Below are 24,823 nucleotides of genomic sequence, written 5' to 3'. Positions count from 1 at the left end.
CCTAAACGGTAGGTTCAATCCCCAGGTGCTCAAAGGTGCGAAGGGTTGCCTGACGGCCCTGCGGTGTACGAATCATCAGCCCGCACTGCAGCAGATAGGGCTCATAGACATCCTCGAGCGTGCCCGGGTCCTCGCCCACCGCGCTGGCAAGGGTCGTAAGTCCCACGGCACGACCGGAGAACGTCTTGGCGAGCGTCTCCAAAATGCGAATATCCATCCAGTCCAGACCGAGCTCGTCGATCTCGAAGAACTCGAGTGCCTGACGGCAGATATCGAGCTCAATGGGACCGTTGCCGCGCACCTGTGCGTAATCGCGCACGCGCTTGAGCAGGCGGTTGGCAAGACGTGGCGTGCCGCGCGAACGCGAGCCGATCTCGAGTGCACTGGGGTGGTCGATCGTCACGCCCAGGATAGTCGCCGAGCGCGTCACAATCTGCGCGAGCTCCTCGACCGTGTAGTAATCCAGGCGATATGAAATGCCAAAGCGGTCGCGCAACGGGCCTGTCAACATGCCTGAGCGGGTCGTTGCCGCCACCAGCGTAAACTTGGGAATATCCAGGCGAATCGAGCGCGCCGCCGGACCCTTGCCAATCACGATATCGAGGGCAAAGTCCTCCATCGCGGGGTACAGGACCTCCTCGACCGAACGGTTGAGGCGGTGGATCTCGTCGATAAACAGCACATCACCCGGCTGCAAGTTAGTAAGGATGGCCGCCAGGTCGCCCGTGCGCGCGATGGCGGGGCCACTCGTGGTCTTGATCTGAGCGCCCAGCTCGTTGGCGATAACGGTGGCCAGCGTGGTCTTGCCCAGGCCCGGAGGACCCGAGAAAATCACGTGGTCGAGCGTCTCGCCACGGTTCTGCGCCGCTTCGATCAACACGCGCAGGCTCTGCTTGATGTGCTCCTGGCCACAGTAGTCGTCCAGGCGCTGGGGGCGCAAAGTGCGGTCGACATCGAGGTCCTCGGCCGTCAGCTCCGAGCCCACCATGCGCTCGCCGTGCGCCATGGATGCCGCCGGCGAGTTGCCGGGCGTCGCCCACAGGTCCTGAGAGTCATCGGCTTCCCACATCACGCATCCATTCCGAGTCGCTTAAGCGCCGCGCCGAGCAGATCCTCGACACGCATATTCTGCCCATCATACCCGCTCAGGGCAACATCGGTCTCCTGTGGGCTAAAGCCCATGGAAAGGAGCGCCGCACGGGCGTCATCGATCGCCGAAGGAGCGGCGGCGGGAACCGGCATCGCAACCTGGCCGGGAATCACGTCGACCGGCACAAAGCCCTTATCCTTGGCAAAGGTGCTCTTGAGTTCCAGGATCAGGCGCTGAGCTGTCTTTTTGCCCACACCGGGTACCTTGGCCATGCCCTTGTCGTCCTCGGCCATCACCAGCGAATACAGCTGCCCCACGGTATAGGTGGAAAGCACGGCGAGCGCCAGACGCGGGCCAACGCCCGAGACAGACACGAGCCGATCGAACATCGTGCGCTCATCCTTAGAGGAAAAACCGAAAAGTGTCATGGCGTCCTCGCGCACCTGCATACGCGTGTAGAGGCGGACCTCGCCGCCGGGCGTCGGCAACGTGGCCGCAGTGCTGCCCGAGATGCCGAGCTCAAAGCCAACGCCCGACACATCGACGACAGCAGAGCTCATCGTGGACTCGACAAGCGTTCCGTGGAGCTGGGAAATCATCAGTATCCGGTTCCTCTCTGTTGATAGAACTCGCCACCGGTGAGGGCGCGGGTGCGGCTGAGGTTTACGTGGCAGATGGCGCAGGCCAGGGCATCGGCGGCATGGTCGGGATGCGGGTCGTGGTCGAGCTGTGTGAGTGTGCGTACCATGTAGGCGACCTGCCGCTTGTCCGCGGCGCCGGTGCCCACCACAGCCTGTTTGATCTGCATGGGCGTGTACTCGCCAATCTCGAGCGCGCACTCCGAAAGCGCCACAAGCGCAGCACCGCGGGCATGCGCCGTGGGGATGGCCGAACGAACGTTGGCGCCAAAGTAGATGCTCTCGACAGCAGCCGTGTCGGGTCGATAACGCTCGACGACATCCTTAAGGTCATGGGCGATATGCGACAGGCGCACCGCGAGCGGACTTCCGGCACTGGTCTCGATGCAGCCGTAGGCACGGCAGCGAACCTCGCCACGCCGCTCCTCGATAATCCCCCAACCCGTATGAGCCAAACCGGGGTCAATGCCCAAGATAACCAAACCAACCTCCCCTCGTCTTTTACCAAGCGCAAGGCAAGGCCCCGCGCATCATTCACGAACGTCTGTTCTAGAATAACACAACGCTAGCCCTATAAGTCAGCCGAGATAGAATTGTAGGTTGAGCATACGCAAGCGGGCACGCAGAGACCTAGTTCTGGCTAAAGAATGGGAACTGTCGGGGATCAACCGGCGGCTGCGGCATCGGCGTGCCCTGGGGTCCACCCTGCGGGCCACCCTGGCCGCCCATCATCTTATCGATGGCGTCCTGAACCTCGCCCTCGAACTTTTTCATTCCCTCGTGTAAACGACGCTGACCGTCTTCAGAGCGCAACTCCTCCATTTGTTCGGGCGAAATACCCAGTAGCTCGCCCAGCACGCCCATCATCTCGTTTCGCACGCGCTCGCTAGTATCCTCGTCAGCAAAACGGCGCACCTCGGCGCGCGCCAGCGAATCGACCGTCATACGCTCCTTGCCGTTAAGCCCCAGGTCGGACCACGCGAGCATGTACGGCCAGGAGCGCTCGGCAAACGAACGGGACGAAACGATCGGCGCCGTCGGCAACATGCGGCGGGCAGCCTCACCCTGACGCACGAGCATCAGCAGCAGCGAGCAGGCCTCAGGCTTGCCAGCGGCCATCGGGATGTCGTCGAAAGATCGATTGCGGTCCACGTGCGCCTCAAGCGCGCCATCGATCTCACCCGGCTCGACCCCGCCGAGCAGCTGTGCCGCGCGGTCGAGCATATCGACCGGACCGTCGAGCGTCGAGAGCGCCTGCGCCAGCACGCGCTCCATACAATCTTCCACCGCGTTGAGCGTCACGAGCTCTTGGGGCACCACGGCAGACGCGCGGTTGCGCACACGCGCCACAAACTCAAGCGTCGACAGGTACACATCGCCAAAGGGCGCGTAATCGCCCTGGTAGCCGCCGCAAAGCGCCGGCGCCGCCAGCGCGTACTCGGTTTTGGACAGCGGACTCAACGCCATCGCACCCAACTCGAGCGCCGTGTCCTCCAGCATGAGGCCCAGCGTACGCGAGCGCAGGCGCTCGGCGTCGCCCGCCGACACATCGCGGTCGAGCACGCGCGCGGCATCCGGCGCATCGCGCTCAACCGTGCGAATATGCAGGCGCTCGGCAATGGCGCGAACGGCGGCACAGCGAGCAGCCTCGGCCTCCTCCTGCGCCGGCGTAAAGATGCGGTTGCGCCCCAGCACCAGGCCAATCACATTACGTGGGCCCAGAGCGTCGACGGCCAGCGCCGCCAGCAGGGACGACGGCAAGTCGCCCTCGAGTGCCACCACGGCGCGCGACGCACCGTGGGCCCGGGCGTTGTCGCGCACGGCGAGCACCAGCGCCTGCCACAGCCACTCCTCGGAACGGAACTCGGGCAGTTCGTGATCTTCCAGGGCATCGAGCATCACGCCGCGCTGAATCTCCTGAACCAGCAGGCTCTCCTCAAAACACGGCGCTTGGGCCACCACGCGACCGCAGTCGTCGAGCACAAACGAACCGCCGGTATACACCGACTCGTCATAGGCACCGACCGGCGCCATACAGGCAAACCACACGCTGCGCTTGGATGCGATCTTGCGGTAGGCGCCGCTGCGAACGGCGGCAATGGCGGCAGTCTCGCGGTCGGTCATGTCAAACGCATTGAATTGGAAATACGCAATGAGGTCAACACCGGTCGGCAACATCTCGAGTTCGCGGTCCAAGTCAAAAATCACGGCGATGCGCACGCCGTCCACGTCGAACACCGGCGGCGCCCAACGCGTGTCGTTGTTCTCGCCACGCTGCAGGGCAATGCTCGAACGCGCCGGCACCACATGACCGTCCTTGAGCATCATGTAGTCGAGCAGCGGCTGACCCTCAAACGAAACCGCCGCGGGCACGATGCAGATCATGTCAAGCTCCTGGATGCGCTCGGCGACACCAGTCAAGCCGGCAAGCATGTCGTGCTCAAAGTCGGCAGCGCCCACCAGGCCACCGGGCATGGCGCCCATAAAGAGCGGAGCCGGAACGCACAGCACGCGCGCCCCGCGCTCGTGGGCCAGACGAGCCTGGTCCTCGATGCGGCCGCAAATGCCCTCAATATCACCCAGGCGCATATCGATCTGTGCAAGCGCGAGCTTCATGGCTCAGCCCTTTCCGTCGTAAACCATCGAAATCGTAGTAAAAGCGCCGGCCGCATGATGCAGCCGGCGCTCGCATGTGCATATGCTAGCTATGATACCCCGAGCGGGGGCGCGCTCCTAGAACGTCGCGGACCACAGCCCGTGCAGGTTGCAGTAGGCATAGACGGTACCGGTCTTGGAACCGCCGGCAAAAAACGTCGCGGGCTTCATGCCGGGCTCAAGGTAATGGACCTCTAAGCGGCCCTCGGCCTCAAGGGCGATCCACTCAATATAGTGCTCGGGCAGGCTGGGGTGCTCGACCGAGCCAACGCGTGCGCGAATCACGTGACCGTCGCGCTCGGTCTCGACAACAGGCACGTGCTTCTCGTGCGCCGCGTCCTCAGTGTTTGCGGTCAGTTCCGTGCAACCGGCAGGGGTTGCAACGTCGTTGCCAAGGGCGGCAATGAGCTTACCGTCGGGGTCCTTAAAGAATTTCGCCATGATGTTCTCCTTTGCTGACGTGCCAATGTTCTTGATGGTTCTTATGCCCAAAGGCAGACAAACCATCCACGGCATTGCAAATGAACACATAACGGGCGGGGACGATGGGGCAGCGTGCGCTATCCGCCCTGGCGGCCCCACCCGAGCGGGTTAGCGCCCGTCGCCGCCCAGCAGCGCCAGAACATCTTCGCGGGTAAACAGCGCCGACGAGATGCCGTCGCCGCCGAGCACGCTGTTGACCAGGTCGCGCTTGGACTCCTGAATCTGCATAATGCGCTCCTCGATCGTGTCCTTGGCGATGAGCTTGTACACGGTCACGGTATGTTGCTGGCCAATACGGTGCGCGCGGTCGGTCGCCTGGTCCTGCGCTGCCACGTTCCACCACGGGTCGTAGTGGATGACCACGTCGGCCGCCGTCAGGTTAAGGCCCACGCCGCCCGCCTTGAGCGAAATCAAAAAGACCGGAACCTCGCCCGCTTGGAACTGCGCGACCATCTTGGCGCGGCTCTCCTTAGACGAAGCGCCCGTGAGCTTAAGGAAGGCGATGTCCTCCTTGGCCAAGCGCTTACCGATGATATCGAGCATACCTGTAAACTGGCTGAACAACAGGATGCGATGCCCGCCGTCGAGTGCGCCGTGCACGAGCTCCATACACGTATCGAGCTTGGCGCTCCCCGCCTTGTAATCCTCGTAGTGTAGACGCGGGTCGCAGCAGATCTGGCGCAGCTTGGTGAGCTCGGCGAGCACCTTGAGCTTGTCCTTCTTAAACTCCCCAGCCTCGCGGTGCTGCACCTGCTGGGCGATGCGGTCCTGGTTGGCCAGGTAGAGCTTGCGTTGCTCGCCGGTAAGCTGTGCCATGACGGTGTCCTCGATCTTCTCGGGCAGGTCGGCCACCACGTCTTCCTTAACACGGCGCAGCACAAACGGCGACACGAGCGCCTGCAGGCGAGCGGCGCTATCGCCCTCGGCATGCTCGACGGGGCTCTCAAAGCGCTTGGCAAACGACTCGCGCGTCCCCAAAAGGCCCGGCATCAAAAAGTCGAAGATGCTCCAAAGCTCGGACAAGCGGTTTTCGATGGGCGTGCCCGTCAGGGCAAAGCGCACGCCGGCAGGCAGGCGCTTTGCGGCGCGCGCCACCTGCGTGAGCGGGTTTTTAATGTACTGGGCCTCATCGAGCACCACGCGGGCAAAATCCTGCTCGACGTACTCGTCGATATCGCGCCGCATAAGATCATACGACGTCACAACCACGCTATGCTCGGCCACGCCGGCAATCTGTACACGACGTTGAGCTTTGGCGCCCACGATGGCGCACACATCGAGCGACGGGGCAAAGCGCTCCAGCTCGGCGGTCCAGTTGTACACGAGTGAGGCCGGGCATACCACGAGCGTGGGCTTGGTGTCCCCCGCCTCCACGCGCGCCAGAATATGCGCAATCATCTGGAGCGTTTTGCCCAGGCCCATGTCGTCGGCCAAGATGCCGCCAAGGCCCAGGTGTTCGAGCGAGCCGAGCCACTGGTATCCGTCGACCTGGTAACCGCGCATCGTTGCCTTGAGCGAGGCGGGTACCGTAAAGTCCATCTTGCCGAGCGTGTCCAGGCGCTCGACGGTGCGGCTGAACGCGGCGTCGCGATCGGCCTCGAGCGCCGGCGTGCGCGCGAGCATGCTATCGACAAAAAGGGTGCTCGACGCGGGAAGCGACACGCCGTCGAGCAGGTCGACGGCATCGACACCCAGATCTTCGGCAAGGCCAAACGCGGCGCGCGCTCCCTCATCCAGGCGCACGATGTCGCCGGACGTCAGGCGCGCAAACGTCTGGTGGCGCTTGTACGAATCGAGATAGACGGCAAGGTCCGCGGCCGAAAGCCCGCTCGCGCCCAGCTCGACGTCGAGCAGGTTACTCTTGACGGTCGCACGCACCGAAAGCTTGGGCGCAGGGCGGACCGAGACCTGGCGCAGACGGTCACTGAGCATGACCTCACCCAGCTCGGACAGGGCGGACAGACCCTCGGTCAGCAGACAGAACAGGCTCTCATCATCGCGCTCCTCAAACGCCAGACCGCCCTTGTAGAAATCGAAGTACAGGGCCGCTGTATCCATAACGCGAAACTCCGCCACCTCGTCGCGGGGTGGCACACCGGGGCGCTGCTCTTCGAAGGGGCTGCCCGGAGCGCCCAGGCTAAAGAGATCCGCCGACCAATCGCCGTAGGTAACCGTAATTATGCAGGTCACGAGCCCATCGTCGACACCGATCGCCATAGCAAAGCTCGGCTCGGGTGCCACGGTATCGAGCGCGGCGGGCGCGGTGAGGTCGGTGTAGTCGCGCAAAATGGGCAGCGCCATACGGCAGAACTCACCCACCTGCTCGGCGGCAATATGGGCGGGCGTGCGGCACGGCAGCAAGCGCGACAAAAAAGGTGCGGCATGCTGAGCAAATGCAGCGTCGGTACGGCGCGCGCGGCGCGTGTCAACCAAGTAGGCGGCATCGCCCGACGCAAAGCAGTACATATCGGCGGGCAGGCGCAGGTCATAGCTACCACCAGCCGCCGGCGCGATTTTGGCGGCAAGCAGCGGTGGGCGCTTAGCGGATGCCTCGTCCTCCCCTTGCGGAGACAGCTCAACCGCCACGTCGTAGGTGCGATGCGTCGTCATCCCCCGCGACCAGGCGGGCTCAAAGGAGATGGTCTGGCCGCGCAGCAGGTCCAGCACATATACGATGCTATGCTCGGACAGCGGCAACTGACGCTCGGCAACAAAACCGCTGCGGGCAAAGTCGTACGACGCCGAACGCAAGCTTGTGATGTCATCGAGATAGGCAACTGTCGTCACAACAAGGTTGAGCAGCTTTGCCGATGTTTCGTCAAAGGCCTCAGGTGAATGGACAAACGTGAGCTTCTTGCCATAGGAGAACGTGCCGCCGCGCACGTAGGCATCGGCCATGCCGTCGATGTCCTTGACCACGTAGGAGACCGATCCACAGCGAATGCGGAACTCGAGCGCCCAGCTAAAGCGGTCAGCGAACAGCGGATTGTAGTACGGCACCAACGAGGGCTCCAATGCCGCTTTGGGGGCGTCGGGATCAACGGCACCGGCAAGCTTGCGGCGCATGCTCGCCAGCTCATCCATGCGCGCGTCCGAAAGATCGGAGAGCGCCGCCACAAGGCTCGGGCTCGTGGGGACGGGCGCCGGAAAGGGAAAGTTGGGGTTGACGGCCGGCGCTTTGGGTGCGGTGCGCGCGGGCTGTTTCGACTGCGCCGTAAACGTGCGAACCGGCGTGCGCAAACCTTCGACGGGCTCGGCGCCGCTGGCATCCAAATACGCCAGAGCCGTGGCAATAGCGTGCTTGCACATACCGGGGTAACGATAGGCGGCGGGGCAATCGCAGTCGTAGTCGATCACCTCGTGCTCGTCCATGTCGAGCGCCACGTGCGTCTTGTACAGGTCGCCACGCGAACCGCGCACCGAGCCCTCGACCGTCACGTTTTTGGAGAAGCGCGAGCCGCTGTCCTCGATCGACAGCACGGCGCCGTTGAGCATGAGCGAACGCCCCTTCATAAAGGTGCCGCTCAACGCCGCCTCTTTGCGAAGCGCCTGCACAAACGTCCCCTGCGCCATCACTTCCTCCAATCTCACCCGGGGTAGCTTAGATCACCGTCACGCGACCCTGGTTACCCACAATGGCCTTGGCCTCGGCCAGCAGCGGAATCGAGCGCGCGTTGACCTTGGCAGGCACCTCGGCGCGCAGCACGCGCCCGTCCACCTGCTCGATAAAGATCTCCACGCGGTCGCCGCCCGGGTTAGCGGTGAGCACCGTGGCCAGGCGCGCCATATTGCCCTGGCTAAAGCGGCTGTTGGGCACCATGACCTCAAACACCTTGGGCTTGTTGTTCTCCTCGTTGAGCTCGAGCGGCACGATCTCCTGCGCGATGATCTGGTCGCCGCGGTCCGAGCGCTCGAGCTTGCCCTTAATGCGCACAAAGGCATCGGACAGCTGCGCGCCGGTCTCGGGATCGACCTCGCCGTACAGGTACCCCTCGGCCTCCTTGTAGGTCTTGGGGAACACGACGACGGTGGCCTCGCCTTCCATGTCCTCGAGCTGCACGATGCCCATGGGGTCACCGTTTTTGGTCACGCGCTTGGACACGCTCGAGACCATGCCGGCCCACCACAGCGCCTTGCCCTCGGGAATTTCCTGGTTGATGGTGCCGCCCGTAGGATTCTGAACTTCGTAGCCGGTGTCGATCTGCGAGAACGAGAAGTCACGCGCCTTGGCTAGTGCATACTCAAACGGGCGCAGCGGGTGGTCCGAGACATAGATGCCCAGAACCTCCTTCTCCTGACTCAACTTAAGGTGGCGGTCCCATTCCTGGCCATCCGGATCGGGCACGCTCACCTCAAAGCCCGAGCCCTCAACGTCGCCAAACATATCGAAGAACGACGTCTGGCCGCTCGCGCGATCCTTCTGGCGCTTCACCGCGGCATCGATGATGTTCTCGGGGTTGTTCTTGTCCACAAAGTGCATCATCTGGCGACGCGGATACCCCGTGGAGTCGAAGGCGCCTGCCTTGATGAGCGATTCGATCACGCGACGGTTGGCCTGGCTCGAGTCCACGCGCTCGACAAAGTCGTGCAGCGTCTTAAACGGGCCGCCCGCCTCGCGCTCGGCAATAATCGCCTGTGCCACGCCGGTGCCCACGCCGCGGATGCCGGCCAGACCAAAGCGCACGCCCTCCTTGGTAGCCGTAAACTCGGTACCGGACTCGTTGACATCTGGCGACAGCACGGGGATGCCGTCGTGACGGCACGCCGAAACGTAATGAACGATCTTGTCGGTCTTGCCCGTATAGGACGTCAGAACGGCCGCCATGTACTCGTGCGGATAGTGCGCCTTGAGCCACGCCGTCTGCATAACCAGGATGGCGTAGCCGGCGGAGTGCGACTTGTTAAAGGCGTAAGATGCGAACTCGAGAACATCGTCCCAAATCTTCTGGGCGACCTCGCGCGTGTAGTTGTTCTTGATAGCGCCGTTCATCCAGTGGTCGTAGGTGGTCTCGTCCGAGCCATCCTCCCAGTGGAGCACCGTCGACGTGAGCAGCTTGATTTTCTTCTTAGCCACGGGCTTACGGATACGCGAGTCCGATTCGCCCTTGGAGAAGCCGCACATCTCGACGGAGATGAGCATAACCTGCTCCTGGTAGACCATGGTGCCGTAGGTTTCGCCCAGGATGTCGTCCAGGCGGTCGTCGTAGGAGACGGCCGGCTCCTTGCCGTTCATACGGTTGATGTAGGACGAAACCATGCCGGCGCCCAGCGGGCCCGGGCGGTACAGAGCGATCAATGCCACGACGTGCTTGTACTCGGTGGGCTTCATGTTCTTGATCGTGGCCGTCATGCCGGCGGACTCGACCTGGAAGACGCCGGCGGTGTGGCCGGAACCCATGAGCTTAAAGATCTCGGGATCGTCAAAGGGGATCTCTTCCTCTTTGATGTCGATGCCGAAGTTCTTTTTGATGTTTGCCTTGGCCTTGGAGATAACCGTCAGCGTGCGCAGGCCCAAGAAGTCCATCTTGAGCAGGCCCATGTCGGCAACGGTATGGCCCTCGTACTGGGTAATCTCGACGCCGCCCTTGGTGTCGAGCTTGGTGGGCACATGCTCGTTGACGGGGTCGCGGCAGATCAGAACGGCGCACGCGTGCACGCCCTCGCCACGGGTGAGGCCCTCAATCGAGAGCGCCGTGTCGATGATGCGGCGGGCGTCGTCATCCTTTTTATAGGCCTCGGCAAAGTCGGGGTTAAACAGATCCTCTTTGCCGGGTTGCTTGTCGAGCACCTGCTTGAGTTTGACCTTGGGGTCGCTCGAGACCATCTTGGACAGGTGCTGACCCATGTAGACCGGGTAGTCCAGGACGCGCGCGGCGTCGTTGATGGCCTGCTTGGCCTTGATGGTCGAGTAGGTGATGACGTGGGTGACCTTCTCGGGGCCGTAGAGCTGGCGAACGTGCTCCACGACCTCGAGGCGCCGCTCATCGTCGAAGTCCATATCGATATCGGGCATCTCGGTACGCTGCGGGGACAGGAACCTCTCGAACATCAGGCCGTTCTCGAGCGGGTCGAACGCGGTGATGTTCATGGCGTAGGCGACGATAGCGCCGGCGGCCGAGCCACGGCCGGGGCCGACGCCGATGCCGTTGTCCTTGGCCCATTGCACGTACTCGGCGACGATGAGGAAGTAGGCGGCAAAGCCCTTGTCGCAAATGACCTTGTATTCGTACTCAAAGCGCTCTTTGATGTTGACGCCACCGATCTCGCGCGTGGCCCAGTCGTCACCATAGTGCTGGCGCAGGCCCTTCTCGCACTCGCGGCGGAACTGGCTCTCGTGTGTCTCGCCGGGGTCGAGCAGCGGGAAGCGCGGCAGGATGATGGAGTCCCAGTCCAGCTCTACGTAGCACTTGTCGGCGATCTCGAGCGTGTTGTCGCAGGCCTCGGGGCAATACGGGAACATCGCCCGCATCTCCTCCTCGGTCTTCATATAAAACTCCGAGCCGGTCATGCGCATGCGGTTGGGGTCGTCGACCTTGGCGTTCATGCCAATGCACATGATGACGTCCTGCACCGGCGCGTCCTCGCGGCGCAGGTAGTGGAAGTCGTTGGTGGCAATGACCTTGACGCCCACCTGCTTGGCGATATCGATGAGCGTGCGGTCCATCTGCTCATCGGTCAGGCCGTTGTCGGTGGTGATGCCGTGTTCCTGGATCTCGATATAAAAGTCGCCAGGTTCGAAGGTATCACGGAAGGTCTCGGCCCACTTGATGGCGCCCTCCATGTCACCGCGGTCGATGTATTTGGGAATGATGCCGGCGATACAGGCACTCGTGCAGATCATGCCCTTGGCGTGGCGGCGCAGGTTGTCGAGCGTCACGCGGGGCTTGTAGTAAAAGCCCTGCACGGCTGCCTCGGAGACCGTCTGCATCAGGTTGACGTAGCCCTCCTGGTCCTTGGCCAGAAGGATCATGTGGTAGAGCTCGGGCTTATGGTCGCGAGCAAGGGTCTCGTCCGGCGTAAAGTAGACCTCGCAGCCAAAGATGGGCTTGATGACCAGAGGCGGCTTGAGCTCGTCGATGTTGCCCTTCTCGTCCCACATGGCCATGTCCTTCACATACTGGGCATGCTCGCGCGGGTTTTCCTCGGGATCGGGCTCCACCAGCTCGTCGCGGCGATCCTTTTCCAAGAAGGCCTTGTCGTGGCTCCAGGTTTTGTACTCAGGCGTGTTGTGGTTGACGGCGTCGCAGGCCAGCGCCAGGTCGGGCACGCCATACATGTAGCCGTGGTCGGTAATGGCGACGGCGGGCATGCCCAGCTCTACGGCGCGATTGACCATATCCTGGATACGGGTTGCGCCGTCGAGCATGGAGAAAACGGTGTGGTTGTGCAGATGGACGAATGCCATGTGATGAGCTCCGATGCGGGTTCGTGTTCTGACTGAACGATTTTACCGCACGGCGCGGACGGCACCCGAACCTAGCCAAACCCACACGGCTCCTCTTGCAGTTGCGGTGAAATGCGGACTGTTTGGCGGCTTTTTTGGCCAGAACAGTCCGTATTCCACCGCAAGTTATTGGGGGATGGGGCGTGGGCAGCTCCGGTTGAGCTAGAGGTTGTAGGTGACTACCTGAGGCTCGGCGGGTTCGACGAAGATGGTTGGATTCGCCTGCTCCACGCGAACGAACTTGACGGTCACGGCCTCAAAGCCCGCCTTGTGCAGAACGTCGGCGTAAACGCGCGTCTGCAAGGCGTGTTTCTCCTGCAGCTCCTCCGGCGTCTCGTCCGGCGTGCCACCCGTCTTGTAGTCGATGACCAGCGCGCGCGACGGATCGGCCGGGTCGGTGGCCAGTGCATCGATGGCGCCCTCGGCATATGCACCGTAGCGGGCAATGTCCTCGTCTTCGCAACCCAGCGAGAAGAATGGTACCTCGGCACGAACGCACGGCCACGCGAGCAGGTCGGCACGAACAGCCGACTTGAGCCAGCGGTCCAGGGCGACGTCGAAGCGCTCGCGCTGCTCCGGCGTCAGGCGCCACAGACGCGCCAGCGCATCGGCACGCGCGGCGGGCAGCTCATCGGCACCCATCTCGATCAGCCACTGGCAGGCGGCATGGAACGCCGAGCCCAGCGCCATGGGGTTGCCGGCAGGCTCAACGGCGGCCACGTCTGCATCCGTCATCTCCGAGCCATCCGACTCCGCATCATCGCCAGCCTCGTCCATGGGCACGCGCGTCTCGGCGGCACGGTCCTCGGCCTCGGCATGCAGCGCCGCGGCGATTGACGAGTAGCTATACGAGTCACGCATCGGATACGGACAGATGCCCATGCGCACGCCCGCTGCCTGGGGATACACAAGCTCAAATGAATCGGCCTTGGGGTCGGCAGGACCGGGCACAGTTGAGCGCGAAGCATTATCAGCGACATCGACATCGCCGCGAACAAGCCTGCCCTCGGCATCCAGCGAAGCGTTAGCCTCAGACGCCTGCTCGCCAAACGTAAAGTCCGACAGCGAGATGAGCTCGTAGTCGCCCGGCTGGGAGTTGTCGAACACCAAACGGTCGCTATCGAGCTGCGGCATGTCCAGACTGTCGGTCGGCAGGATGCGGCGCAGCACGTCGTAGGTCAGATCCGTCTCGACATCGAAGGTCGGCGCCGTCACCTTGCCGCGGCTCACGCCGGCGTCCATCGCCAAAATGACCAACTCGCGCGCTCGCGTCATGGCGACATAGAGCAGACGAGCCCGCTCCTCGAGCGAAAGCTGCAGGTCGGCGTTGCGCAGGCGGGCAAACGCCTCGGCGGGAGAGCCCGTCGCGCAGACGTCCTCCATAAGCTCCGGCGGCAGCCACAGCGACGTGCCCTTGCCCTTAAACGCGTGTTCAAACTGCTTTTTGACGTCATCGCCCTTCACGAAGGTCCCGTCGGCAAGCTTAACGCCATCGAAACGAGCCGGCAGCGCCACGACTTGCGCCCCACCGTCGACGCGACCCATCTGCGCCGCACCCGAGGACTTACGCACGCCAAAGCACTCGGCGACCGCCACGACCGGATACTCCAGACCCTTGGACGCATGCACGGTCATGATGCGTACCGCGCCGTCACCCTCCTCGTTGAGCGCGCCCGGGGCCTCCTTGCCCGCCAAGAAGCGGTCGAAGGCGAGCGCAATGGAGCGCGGCGAGTTGCCGAACTCGGCCTCCGCCTCGGCCACGGCGTCGAGAGCCTTGAGCACGTTGGCGGCAATGGCCTTGCCCTCGGGACCGCGCTGCGCCAGGCGCACGAACCAGCCGGAGGCATTGACCGCGTCGCGCGCGACGGCGGCGAACGAATCGCGCCCCACGCGACGAAGTGCGTAGCGTAGCACCTCGCGGGCGCGCGTCACGAGCGGCAAGCCCTGCAAGCCCGGCACGTCGAAATCGCTCATGATGCCCGCGTCGATATTCCGGCGCGAGGTCTCACCCGTCTCGCTATCGAGCTTGGTCGCCAGCGCCAGGAACTCCTGGGCGCCGAGCGCAAACATCGGCGAGGCCAGCAGCGGCATAAGGCCCTGCGCCGTATCGGCCGGATTGGCAAGCGCGCACACCAGGGCGCGCACCGTCTGCACCTCGGCTGCTTGGGCAAAGACCGAGCCGCCCGCGATGACGCAGTCGAGCCCCTGGTCGCGGAAGGCCTGCGCATAGACATCGGCGTTGGTCATGCGACCCAGCAGCAGGACCATGCTGCCCTGGGGCTGTTCTTTATCGGCAAGCGCGCGGAAACGCTCGGCAATCGCACGAGCTTTCGCCTGCGTTCGCTCCTGCGTGCTGCCACCGGCAACGAAGACCGCCTGGCGGCGCGAAGCCTTTGCCTTGAGCTTGTCCTCGCGATCGTCACTCGGCTCAAGATCCAAGAACCCCTGCATCAAACCACCAGTATCGCCGTCAAAGACGCGCGCCACATAGCGCAGCACCTCATCGTGGCTGCGGAAGTTGCGCACGAGCTTGACGAGCTCGCCGGCGGGGACATCGGAGACGGCAGCCGTCTCGGGCGCAGCAGAGGAGCCCACCTTGCGCTCCTGGCGACGGAATACCTCGACCTCGGCGCCACGGAAGCGGTAGATCGACTGCTGCGCATCGCCCACGGTGCACAGCGCGCGCTCCCCCGCGCCCGTCAGATAGCGAATCAGATCGACCTGCATCTGGTCGGTATCTTGGAACTCGTCAATCATGACCATCTTAAAGCGGCCCTCGTAGGCGGCTCGGATGGCGGGATAATCGCGCAGCGCCTCGTATGCCATGCGCAACAGATCGTTATTGTCGAGTGCGGACTGGTCAGCCTTGAGCGCACGGTACTCCGTCTCTACGGCACGGGCAAGCCCCGTCAGCGCATCAAGTGCCGGGTCACCGCAAGCCAGCACAATATTGACGAACGTGTCGGCAGCCTCTGCCTTGAGAAGCTCGACATTCTCCTTTGGGAACATCTTACTCGCCCGAGGCATGCTGCATGACATCATGAGCCGCGCCACATCCGCCATGGTCTTGCCGCTCGCCTCGAACGCGTCGATGGCCTCGAGCGCCACCTGCGCTTTCTCGGTCGTGGCCTTGCTTGCGCCCAGCGCCGCACGATAGGCATCGGCAAGCGCCGAGGTGTCGGCCTGGCCACGCGCCACGCACACATCGTCCATCCCGCCCGGCAGCTGGCTCGAGAGCTCCAGCAGGTCGCGCACCAGGCCTTTGATGGTGGTACCGGCGCCAAACTGCCCGCCCTCGCCCGCCATGGGATACCAAGCGTAGAGGGCCTTGAGCGAAGCGGCGAGCTCGGACGCGGCATCGGGCGCCGTCGCGCGCCCCAGCACATGCTCAACAGCCTGATCCATAAGCTCATCGGTATCGGTAAGCACCGTGAACTCGGGGTCGATGCCCAGCTCCAGCGCATGCGCGCGCAGGATGCGCGAGCACATGCCGTGAATGGTCGAAATCCAAGCGTCGTCGACCGTCAGGGCCTCCTCGTCCATCCCCTCGTCGATAAGCGCACGGCGCACGCGGTCGCGAATCTCGGCCGCAGCGTCTTTGGTAAAGGTAATGGCGAGCACTTGGTCCAGATGCTCGACAAACGGACCGGATTCGGGCGAGAGCGCGTAGACGATGCGGCGCGTAAGGGTAAAGGTCTTGCCCGAACCGGCGCCCGCCGAGACAAACAGCGGGCGGTCGAGCGTTTTGACGACTTGCAGCTGTTGCGGCATCAAAGTCGAAAGATCCATGGTCTACACGTCCCTCCTTACAAACGTTCCTTCGTGGTTATACGAGCAGCGCGCATGCGCGGCCTGCGCCGACGTCGGATCGACAGCGGCGACGTCGCCCGCCTCGAGTTCGCGCAAGCGCTCGGCGATGCCGGCCTCCACGCGGTCGAGCAGCGCATCGAAGTCCATGTTGCCGCCCTCGCCCGGAAAGCCCTTCTTAAGGCCCGGAATGCGGCCGTCACCGCGCTCTTCCTCGAGCAGCTCGGCGCTCGCGGCACCGCGCAACGCCGGCTTGCCGCCCTTGGTCGAAAAGTAGAGCGCCGCGCGGGTGTCCAAATCCAGCGCCCGGCGCATGGCCTGCGCGTAGATGAGTGTCTGGGTATGGGGCGGTAGCCAGCGCGGATCATCGATGGGGGCCTCACCCGACTCCTCGTCGCGAACCGTGGGGTCGGCGAGCTTAAACTCCTCGACACCCGAACGATGCTTGTAGTCGATTACCACGGCGCGATTCTCGGCATCCACATCCACGCGGTCGATGCGCCCGCCGAGCGGCCAGCCGGCATACTCAACTTTAAGATCGTTAAAGGCAAACTCCAGATAGCGCGGAGCAAAGGGGGCAAGCGCCTCGGACTCGTAGGCAAGCACGCCCTCCAGCTGCGGCAAAATCTCGGCCACCTGCCGCTCCTCCACCGGGGAGAGCGGCACAAGCGGGCCCTCCGTGCCTCGCTTGCCGGCGTGCTCGGCCAACGTCTCGTCAAAGATCTCGCGCAGCAGCTCCTGAGCGCGCGGCAGATTCTCGGGCGTCACGCGCTCCATGCCCTCCTGGGGCAGACGGGCATGCAAGTGTTCCAGCACGTCGTGGACAAAGTTGCCCTTCTCCATATTGCCAAAGCCAGCGTCGATCGACTGGGGCTTCACGCGGTACGAGACGAACCAGCATAGCGGGCAGGTCGAATAGGCCTCGATCTGCGAGGCAGACGTCAGGCGCGGCACCAGCGGCGCATCCTCGCCCTCGCCATCGCGACGACGCAGGACCAAATACGGAATGGCTTCATCGCTCAGATGCTGAGGAGCTTCGCAGGTCACGCGCTCGCGCCTAAGACCTTCGCCTGCCGCGGGATCGAAGTCCCTTACGATATCGCCCTCACCCACGCACTTCGCCTTGTCGGCGCCAACGGCCTTAGCGTCGTCAGCGGCCTTGTCGGCGTCAGCGGCCTTAGCATCGTTAGCGGCCTCGGCATGCGCCCGCAACTCGGTCCACACGGCCGCCGGATAGCACTCGCGCGCCTGACGATCGTGGGTCACACGGGCGAGCGTAACCGGACCACGCGACGCTTGTATCGCGCGGCCAAAGCGTGCGCGCAGCAAGGCCGCAGGCTCAAGCGTCACACCGCTGCGATCTAACTCTGCCGTCAGCGTTGCCAGCGGGCCCTCCTCATGTGAGAGCGGATAACTGTCCAGGTCGACGTCGGCAAACAGCACGGCATCGTAGCTGCCGGGGCGCAGGGCCGCCGCATCGGCAAGCGAAGCAAAGCGAACCTGGGCGCGTGGCGCACGGTCAACCTCGTAGGTCTCGTAATCGTAGGCGGCGCTACGCTTGTCCACCTTGGTGCGAATGTCATCGAGCACGGGCACGGTCGCGGCCTGCGACACGTCGAGCGCGCGAGCATCGTTCATAAGGATGTCGATCCCGTGGCGCAGCAGGGCCACCTCCGCCTGGCGACGGGCCTGACCGTCGAGACCACCAAGCGCGCGATCGGGCAGTGCCTCGGCAACGGCAAGCATGGCCTTGAGCGCCGTCACGGGCTTGTCGCGCCACAGCGCCTGGAACACGTCCGAGACCACGCACGGCACGTTCTTAAACCAGTTCTCGTCGCTCGCCGCTTTACGCGCGCCCCTCACCTGGCCCTGCACGCTCTGCAGCAGGCTCTTGACGCCCGCAGTGGTCTTGCTGCGCGACAGTCGCATGTTCTTATCGAAGGTTCGCGCGCTGGCGGCATCGGCGCCCGAAAGCGGACTGTAGATCCAGTCAGTAAGCTCCGGGGCGGGCCACCACTCGGTCTTGGAGGCGGTGCCCTCGTCGGCGGCCTTCATGCGCTCGATCAGATTGGCGAGCGCCGTGAACTGCCTGCCCGCAATGGATTGGGAAAACGCCGTGAACTCGGCCGTCTCGGCAGCAACGTGGCGCGCCGCCAAACGGGCAGCGAGTTCGCCGAACAGCTGGGGTGCCCGGGCGGAAACCACGAGCACGCGCGTGGGGTCGGAGTTTGTCGCGGCGCCGTCGCGCGACACGGACTCATCACATGCCGTGACCAGGTTCTCGAGAGCATCCACATAAGCGCGGGCGCGGGCATGGGGGCCGGCCACCTCTATAAAAATAGGCTGAGCAGCAGGCACAGAAGCGGTCTCGGACGCGCCGGCGTCCTCCCCCAACGGGGCGGCCTCAAACAGCACACCGCGGGCATCAAAGGCGGCAGCCAGGTCCTCGCGCATCGCCGCCTGCTCGCAAGCGAGCAGCACGACAACCTCTCCCCCGCTGCTCGCCACGGCCGACAACAGCTCGAGCAGGCTATGCGTAAACGACGTGACCCCACGCACGCAGACGGCGCGGGTGCACGCCGGAAGGTTGTCTGTCAGCACCTCGGCCATAAGGTCAGCCGCCTCGCAGGGCTCGACCATGTCTCGACGATCCAAGCCGCTCGCATAGGCGCTCAACAGCTCGAACACGCGGGCCTCGGCGTCGCTTTTGGGCTCGGGCCGAGCGGCGGCATCGCGACGGCGTTCGTCGCCCGTCCCCGCCACGCCCGGCAACACGTCGCGGGCCATACGCGCAAGCATGCGTACCATGCCTTGGCTGCGCGAGAGCGGCTGCAGAGCAGCGTCGTCGCGGCGGTCGATCATGTCCGAGAACAGCATCTGGCGCTGAAGGTTATCCACAAAGCTGCGGCCATCGCCCATAAGCTCCCACAGCGAGCGGAGCCACGATGTGGGCGTCTTGTAGTCGATACCCAGCGAAACCCCAGCTTCTGCCGCATCATGACGGCACAGGTCGAGCTCGGCAAATGTTGGCGCCAACAGAACAGCGCGCCCGTGGCGGGCAGCCAGGTCGGCCAGCAGCGCCGCCTCGGCATCGCTCAAATCCGTGCCGGCATTAGTGGTATAGATTCGAACAGGCATGGTCCTCCACTCAAACCGTTCGCAATATTCAACGCATCTATCCTACCCGCCTGCACGGACAACCTGACCCCAATGCACCAGATCCCCTCGATGATCCGTTTTCCTCCGTCCCCAAGGGATCAATTTCGACACACAAAAACCGCCCCCGAAGGGACGGTTCTGCGCAATTCGTTTGTTGCCGCTGGCCTACTCGCCATCCTCCAGTTTGATGAGGATCTTGCGATAGCCGCCGTACTCGCCGTTGAGTGCCTTTGAAACGCGGCTCACCGTAGTGGACGAAGCGCCGGTGCGGGCCTGAACCTCAACATAAGGCTCGCCCTCATCCAGATAACGCGCAACCTGCAGACGCTGCGATAGATCGCAGATCTCGCGCGGCGTGCAGATATCGGTCAAAAACGCTTGGATATCCTTCTCGTCATCCAAAAGACTAAATGCGTGGACCAGCTGCTTGACATCAGGCTTGTCAAACATGTTCTCGATATTCATCGATCACCGCCAAACCCGCCAAAAGGCATCGAAGTTGATACTGACATCGGGCATCGTTCGCCCGTTCTATGCAATAGGGCAACGCCTGTGGCTTTTGCCCGTAGCAGTTTAGCACACCACCAAACTAAAGCGACAAAACTCTCTGCCAGCGGCGCGTTTTCTAGGACGAACGCCGTTTTGAAACCGAATGCGCACGTAAGCTCCACGAATATCTGAGACAATGGGCGGCCGAACAAGGCGGCACACCCGAGCGGCCGTCCAAGCTGCCGCAGCAAACCGCTTCACGCGACACCGACGCACCCTGCGCAAGAAAGGATTCACACCATGCGCTTTATGCTTAACTGGCTCTTTACCTCGATCGCCATCGCGATTGCCACGTTCCTCGTCCCCGGCATCCAGCCCTTCGGTTTTGCCGAGGCCTGGGTCTGTTTCGCCTTCGTGGGACTGTTCCTGAACATCGTCGATTCGCTCGTCAAGCCGTTCCTGACGGTTATCTCGCTGCCGCTCACGATCATTACGCTGGGTATTTTTCAGCTCGTAGTCAACAGCTTTATGCTCGAGCTGGCCAGCTATCTGTCGGTCAATCTGCTGGGCGCGGGCATCTCCATCGCCAGCTTTGGATCGGCCTTTATGGGCAGCATCCTGGTGTCCATCATGCGCAGCATCCTCGACAGCATCGCCGAGGGCTAAAACGGCCATTCCGGCCGCGCCCGTCTCAACAGCCCAAAACGAAGGCCGCCCATCACAAAAATGGGCGGCCTTCTTATTTGCCAAGTCTCAAAGGGCGAGAGAATCTGCCATTTCCACCCCGTCCCCAAATGGCAGGTGGGCTAGATCACGTAGTCGTAGCCTTCGTTGGGAGCGACAAGTTGATCGAGCGTCACACCGTCGAGGTAGTCGTTGATAAGCTTGTCCAGGTTCTTCCACACGTCGAGCGTGGGGCACTCGTCAGAGCGCGAACAACCCTTGCAGTCGCCATCCAGGCAGGCGACCGGCGCCAGGCTGCCCTCGGTCAGGCGCAAGATCTCGCCCACCGTGTACTGCTCGGGCGGGCGCGTGAGCACATAGCCGCCGCCCTTGCCGCGCATGCCCGAGAGCATGTTGGCGCGCACGAGCGTAGCCAGAATATTCTCGAGGTACTTCTCCGAAATACCCTGACGCGCCGCAATCTCTTTAAGCGGGATACGGCCTGTCGCCTGGTGCTCGGCCAGGTCGACCATAACGCGCAGGGCATATCTGCCCTTTGTGGAAACCAACATATATATAGCTGCCTTTCGGTCTTTTAATTCGTAGAAATTCTAGCCGAAAAATTGGTTTTGAAAATACCTATTCCCGTCAAGATGGTTAATCGACTCGTAATAATCTTCTATTTCCTATTGCGTTACTAGGCTTTGGTGTCTACTATGCTTGCCAACAGCAAAACGAACAACCTATAAGGTTTGTGGGTTTCGCTGCCACACACACCGTAAAACCACACGGTATCCAGTCATTTGAACACTTTGGAGGTTCACCATGAGCAATGTTTACACGTCCATCGATCAGCTTATCGGCCACACCCCGCTTCTGGAGCTCACCCACTTCGAGGCCGACGAGGACCTCAAGGCCCGTGTGCTCGTCAAATTGGAATACTTCAACCCCGCCGGGTCCGTCAAAGACCGCGTCGCCAAGAACATGATTGACGAGGCCGAGAAGGCCGGCAAGCTCGTGCGCGGTGGCGACTACACCATCATCGAGCCCACGAGTGGCAACACCGGCGTCGGCATCGCCTCGGTGGCGGCGGCCCGCGGCTACAAGGTGATCATCACTATGCCCGAGACCATGTCCGTCGAGCGCCGCAAGCTCATGCAGGCATACGGCGCACAGCTCGTGCTCACCGACGGCTCCAAAGGCATGAAGGGCGCCATCGCCAAGGCCGAGGAGCTGCAGAAGGAGACCCCCAACAGCATCATCGCCGGCCAGTTTGTGAACCCCGCCAACCCCGCCATCCACAAGGCCACGACCGGCCCCGAGATCTGGGACGACACCGACGGCAAGGTCGACATCTTCGTCGCCGGCGTTGGCACCGGCGGCACCGTGACCGGCGTGGGCGAGTTCCTCAAGGAGCAGAACCCCGAGATTCAGGTCGTCGCCGTCGAGCCCGCCACCTCCCCGGTGCTCTCTAAGGGCCAGGCCGGCCCGCACAAGATCCAGGGCATCGGCGCCGGCTTTGTGCCCGACGTCCTCGATACCCAGGTCTATGACGAGATCATCCCCGTCGAGAACGACGACGCCTTTGCCACCGGCCGCGCCGTGGGCCACAAGGAGGGCGTGCTCGTGGGCATTTCGTCCGGCGCCGCCGTGTGGGCCGCACTGCAGCTGGCCAAGCGCCCCGAGAACGAGGGCAAGACCATCGTGGCGCTGCTCGCCGACACCGGCGAGCGCTACCTGTCTACGGCGCTCTTCCAGGACTAGAGCTTCTCGTTCTTAGAACGAGTCCAAGGCACGCCGGTCTCCCCTCTCTTCTGGCAGCCTGAGCCCATCTCGTTCGGATGTCCCACGAGACGTCCGAACTTGCTACAATGTCTGCGGCGCGGAACCAGCCTCCCGCGCCGCTTTTCTTTTTTGGCCATATGCCACCAAGGAGAACCTCCCCATGCACAACAAGCGCGTGCTCGTCGCCATGAGCGGCGGCGTCGATTCCAGCGTGACCGCGTATCTGCTAAAAAGTCAGGGCTACGAATGTGTCGGCGCTACCATGCGCCTCACCTGCCCCGCACCCGACCCCACCACGGGCATGAGTAAGGTCGACCGCGACATCGCCGATGCAAAGGCCGTCGCCGAGCGCCTGGGGATACCCCATCACGTGCTCGACTTGCAGCAAACCTTCGACCGCAACGTGATCGAACGCTTTGTGAACGCCTACCAGGAGGGGCTGACGCCTAACCCGTGCATCATCTGCAACCGCCATATTAAGTTTGGCGCGCTGCTCGATGCGGCACTCAATATGGGCTGCGATTACATCGCCACGGGCCATTACGCCAAAACAAGCCAAGCGGCAGACGGCACCCGGCAGCTGCATCGCGGCGAGGACCCTAAAAAGGACCAAAGCTACTTTTTATATTCGCTTACGCAGGAGCGCCTGGCGCACACGATCTTTCCGCTGGCAGGCCTGGACAAGGAGCACGACGTGCGCCGCATTGCCGCCGAGCAGGGCTTTGCCAACGCCAAGAAGGCCGAAAGCGAGGACATCTGCTTTATCGCGGATGGCGACTATGCGGGCTATATCGAGCGTCGGTGCGGACATCCCGCTACACCGGGCGATATCGTATGGCGCGACGGCAGCGTGGTCGGGCGCCACAACGGCGCGCTGCGCTACACCATCGGCCAGCGCAAGGGCCTGGGTGTCGCGATGGCGCATCCCGTGTATGTGACGGGCGTCGACGCCGCCAACAACACCGTGCATCTGGGCGAGGCCGAGGACCTGACGGCCACAGCGCTCACAGCCAACGACTGGATCTGGAGCGCCCCTGCCGACCGCATGGAGGCAAAGCTCGATGCCGGCGGCATTCGCGTGGGCGCCAAGTACCGCTACCGTCAAAAGGACCAGGCGGCGACCCTTACACGTGGCGCCGACGGACAAATGCTGCTGACTTTTGATGAGCCGCAGCGAGCCATCGCCCCCGGCCAGGCCGTCGTCGTCTACCGCGGCGACGTCGTCCTGGGCGGGGGCACCGTGACCGGCGCACTTAAGTAGCCGCGGGTTTATCGCTGCACGTGTCGAAGTACCTCAACAGCGGCACCAACCTCGATTATGCGACGCTCGAGGCCGCGGCGGATGGCCTCGAGTCGACCCTCCGCCGTGGCCCATTCGCTCTGCGAAAGAATCTCGATCGCCTCATCAACAAATCCGTTGAGCCGCGATGAATCGAACCAATCGAGCGAATCCGCAAGCGCCAGCTGGACGGAAGGGTCGGGTCCAAACGGCTTGGCGGCAAACCCAAACTCTCCAGCTACGAGCACAGCGGTTGGCACGTTATACCACAGGCAGTTGCCGCTATCGAACAGCGGTGCATGCCTTATCTCCAAGGTATCGACATTGCGGATGATGCCGAAGTTTCGCCAATGGCGATCGCTGTTGGCCAAAAGGGCATCGCAAACGATCATCTGCGACATAGACCTTCTCACGGCAGCCTCGTCTGCTCCATGCTTACCAAGGAAGCGGCAGTACCGGTCGTACGTCGAGCTTCCTCGCTGACCGCCAAGGGCGTTCTTAACGTAAACGGCTGGAACGTATTCCTCGCGGCCATCAAGAAAGTCATCGCACAGACACACAGGGCCATCGAACATCCGCTCAACCGTATAAGGAACAAACTCGCCCTCCGACAGCAAGCGACGGTGCAGGGCCGTTGCAACCGCCTCGTTAAAGGGTCGCTGGTCATCCATGCCGCATCCTTTAGCCAAGACGCGAACGCCGCGGCGGATCACCCATGATTTAGGGAGCTCGCCCTCGGACGTGTTGTCGGGGTTTTTAAGGCCGATGCCCTCCAGCCAACCCGAACGCCCCTCGGGCGCAGACCGCTCAAAATCATTCTCGAAGTAATTGATGTTTTGCCATTTGAGTTCGTCGCAATCGGTCGGCCGCAGCCAATAGCAATCCGAAAGCGAGAGGCCCAGGCACTGAACCGGCACCTCAACGCCGCTGACAACCCCCAGCTCGCGGTAGCGCGAGATAAGCCCAGGGCGAACATCGGGCACCGACCGATGCCCCCACCACGCGTTGAGCTCCCGCTTATTCACCGTTGGAGAAAAGCTCGAACACGTGTCAAACGGCATTCGTTGCGTATCGAGGACCTCGGCGATTTCGAAGGGAAACTCGCGCGTCGGATCAAATGAGACATGCGCGACCTCATGGTCGGCCGACATCAGCGTAAACTTGCGCCCCACATCGGCTGCAGGACGGCGCCCTCGTTTGCGGACCTTTTGATAGGCGATCGCGGAATTATACTCAACCATCTTCCGTCCACCCACAGTATTGCATGCGAGCGTTCCGGATGCCGCCAGTTGCGATATGCGAGCCTTTGTGACGCCTAGTAGACGGGCGGC

Annotated in this window: 15 protein-coding genes; 3 read left to right on the top strand and 12 right to left on the bottom strand. The window is 62.9% G+C overall.

The annotated features are described in order from the left end of the window. Nucleotide 1: 1 nt before the first annotated feature. The 10 genes from ruvB to DWY03_RS00880 all read right to left on the bottom strand — a co-directional run bounded on the left by ruvB (nt 2) and on the right by DWY03_RS00880 (nt 19,741). Complete coding sequence (gene ruvB / locus DWY03_RS00925) at nt 2-1,069, bottom strand: Holliday junction branch migration DNA helicase RuvB (RefSeq protein WP_035137349.1); 1,068 nt, start codon at nt 1,067-1,069, stop codon at nt 2-4. Next, nucleotides 1,069-1,689 carry a Holliday junction branch migration protein RuvA gene (gene ruvA / locus DWY03_RS00920; RefSeq protein ID WP_099431955.1) on the bottom strand — a complete coding sequence of 207 codons (621 nt, stop codon included), beginning with the start codon at nt 1,687-1,689 and terminating at the stop codon, nt 1,069-1,071. Before ruvA ends, ruvB begins: the two co-directional genes overlap by 1 nt. Further along, a complete protein-coding gene (ruvC, locus tag DWY03_RS00915) occupies nt 1,689-2,210 on the bottom strand; it encodes a crossover junction endodeoxyribonuclease RuvC (protein WP_022095142.1) in 522 nt (173 codons plus the stop codon). Before ruvC ends, ruvA begins: the two co-directional genes overlap by 1 nt. A 148-nt stretch (nt 2,211-2,358) precedes the next feature. Continuing rightward, on the bottom strand, nt 2,359-4,344 hold the full coding sequence (locus DWY03_RS00910) for a hypothetical protein (RefSeq protein WP_117839709.1): 1,986 nt from the start codon (nt 4,342-4,344) through the stop codon (nt 2,359-2,361). 117 nt (nt 4,345-4,461) lie between these two features. Beyond that, nucleotides 4,462-4,824, bottom strand: coding sequence for a desulfoferrodoxin family protein (locus tag DWY03_RS00905; RefSeq protein ID WP_089572163.1), 363 nt, complete (start codon nt 4,822-4,824; stop codon nt 4,462-4,464). Nucleotides 4,825-4,974: 150 nt separating this feature from the next. After that, entirely contained in the window at nt 4,975-8,439 is a 3,465-nt protein-coding gene (locus tag DWY03_RS00900; protein ID WP_117839708.1) for an SNF2-related protein, read from the bottom strand. A gap of 28 nt (nt 8,440-8,467) precedes the next feature. Then, complete coding sequence (dnaE, locus tag DWY03_RS00895; protein WP_117839707.1) at nt 8,468-12,271, bottom strand: DNA polymerase III subunit alpha; 3,804 nt, start codon at nt 12,269-12,271, stop codon at nt 8,468-8,470. 201 nt (nt 12,272-12,472) lie between these two features. After that, nucleotides 12,473-16,099: a UvrD-helicase domain-containing protein gene (locus DWY03_RS00890; protein ID WP_117839706.1), complete on the bottom strand. Its 3,627-nt coding sequence runs from the start codon at nt 16,097-16,099 to the stop codon at nt 12,473-12,475. Nucleotides 16,100-16,102: 3 nt separating this feature from the next. After that, nucleotides 16,103-19,255 (bottom strand): PD-(D/E)XK nuclease family protein, encoded by a 3,153-nt coding sequence (locus tag DWY03_RS00885; RefSeq protein WP_117839705.1) that lies wholly within the window; start codon nt 19,253-19,255, stop codon nt 16,103-16,105. Nucleotides 19,256-19,441: 186 nt separating this feature from the next. Then, on the bottom strand, nt 19,442-19,741 hold the full coding sequence (locus DWY03_RS00880; protein ID WP_022094855.1) for a YerC/YecD family TrpR-related protein: 300 nt from the start codon (nt 19,739-19,741) through the stop codon (nt 19,442-19,444). A 324-nt stretch (nt 19,742-20,065) separates the two neighbouring features. On the opposite strand from DWY03_RS00880, the gene DWY03_RS00875 reads away from it, so the two are divergent. Then, the gene (locus tag DWY03_RS00875) at nt 20,066-20,431 is read left to right on the top strand and encodes a phage holin family protein (RefSeq protein ID WP_055250947.1); all 366 of its coding nucleotides are present in this window, start codon (nt 20,066-20,068) and stop codon (nt 20,429-20,431) included. 140 nt (nt 20,432-20,571) lie between these two features. On the opposite strand, the gene DWY03_RS00870 is transcribed toward DWY03_RS00875, so the two are convergent. Beyond that, nucleotides 20,572-21,000 carry an Rrf2 family transcriptional regulator gene (locus DWY03_RS00870; RefSeq protein WP_117564502.1) on the bottom strand — a complete coding sequence of 143 codons (429 nt, stop codon included), beginning with the start codon at nt 20,998-21,000 and terminating at the stop codon, nt 20,572-20,574. Between the two features lie 253 nt (nt 21,001-21,253). On the opposite strand from DWY03_RS00870, the gene cysK reads away from it, so the two are divergent. Both cysK and mnmA read left to right on the top strand, forming a co-directional pair. Continuing rightward, a complete protein-coding gene (cysK, locus tag DWY03_RS00865; protein WP_055250951.1) occupies nt 21,254-22,192 on the top strand; it encodes a cysteine synthase A in 939 nt (312 codons plus the stop codon). A 181-nt stretch (nt 22,193-22,373) separates the two neighbouring features. After that, entirely contained in the window at nt 22,374-23,474 is a 1,101-nt protein-coding gene (mnmA, locus tag DWY03_RS00860) for a tRNA 2-thiouridine(34) synthase MnmA (RefSeq protein WP_197032761.1), read from the top strand. A gap of 8 nt (nt 23,475-23,482) precedes the next feature. Here mnmA and DWY03_RS00855 read toward each other — a convergent pair whose 3' ends face one another. Beyond that, nucleotides 23,483-24,733 carry a DNA-binding protein gene (locus DWY03_RS00855; RefSeq protein WP_117839704.1) on the bottom strand — a complete coding sequence of 417 codons (1,251 nt, stop codon included), beginning with the start codon at nt 24,731-24,733 and terminating at the stop codon, nt 23,483-23,485. Between the last annotated feature and the right edge of the window lie 90 nt (nt 24,734-24,823).

This window comes from Collinsella sp. AF23-2 (assembly GCF_003459245.1).
In the GTDB taxonomy this organism is placed as follows: domain Bacteria; phylum Actinomycetota; class Coriobacteriia; order Coriobacteriales; family Coriobacteriaceae; genus Collinsella.
This window is presented reverse-complemented; position numbering and strand designations above follow the sequence as displayed.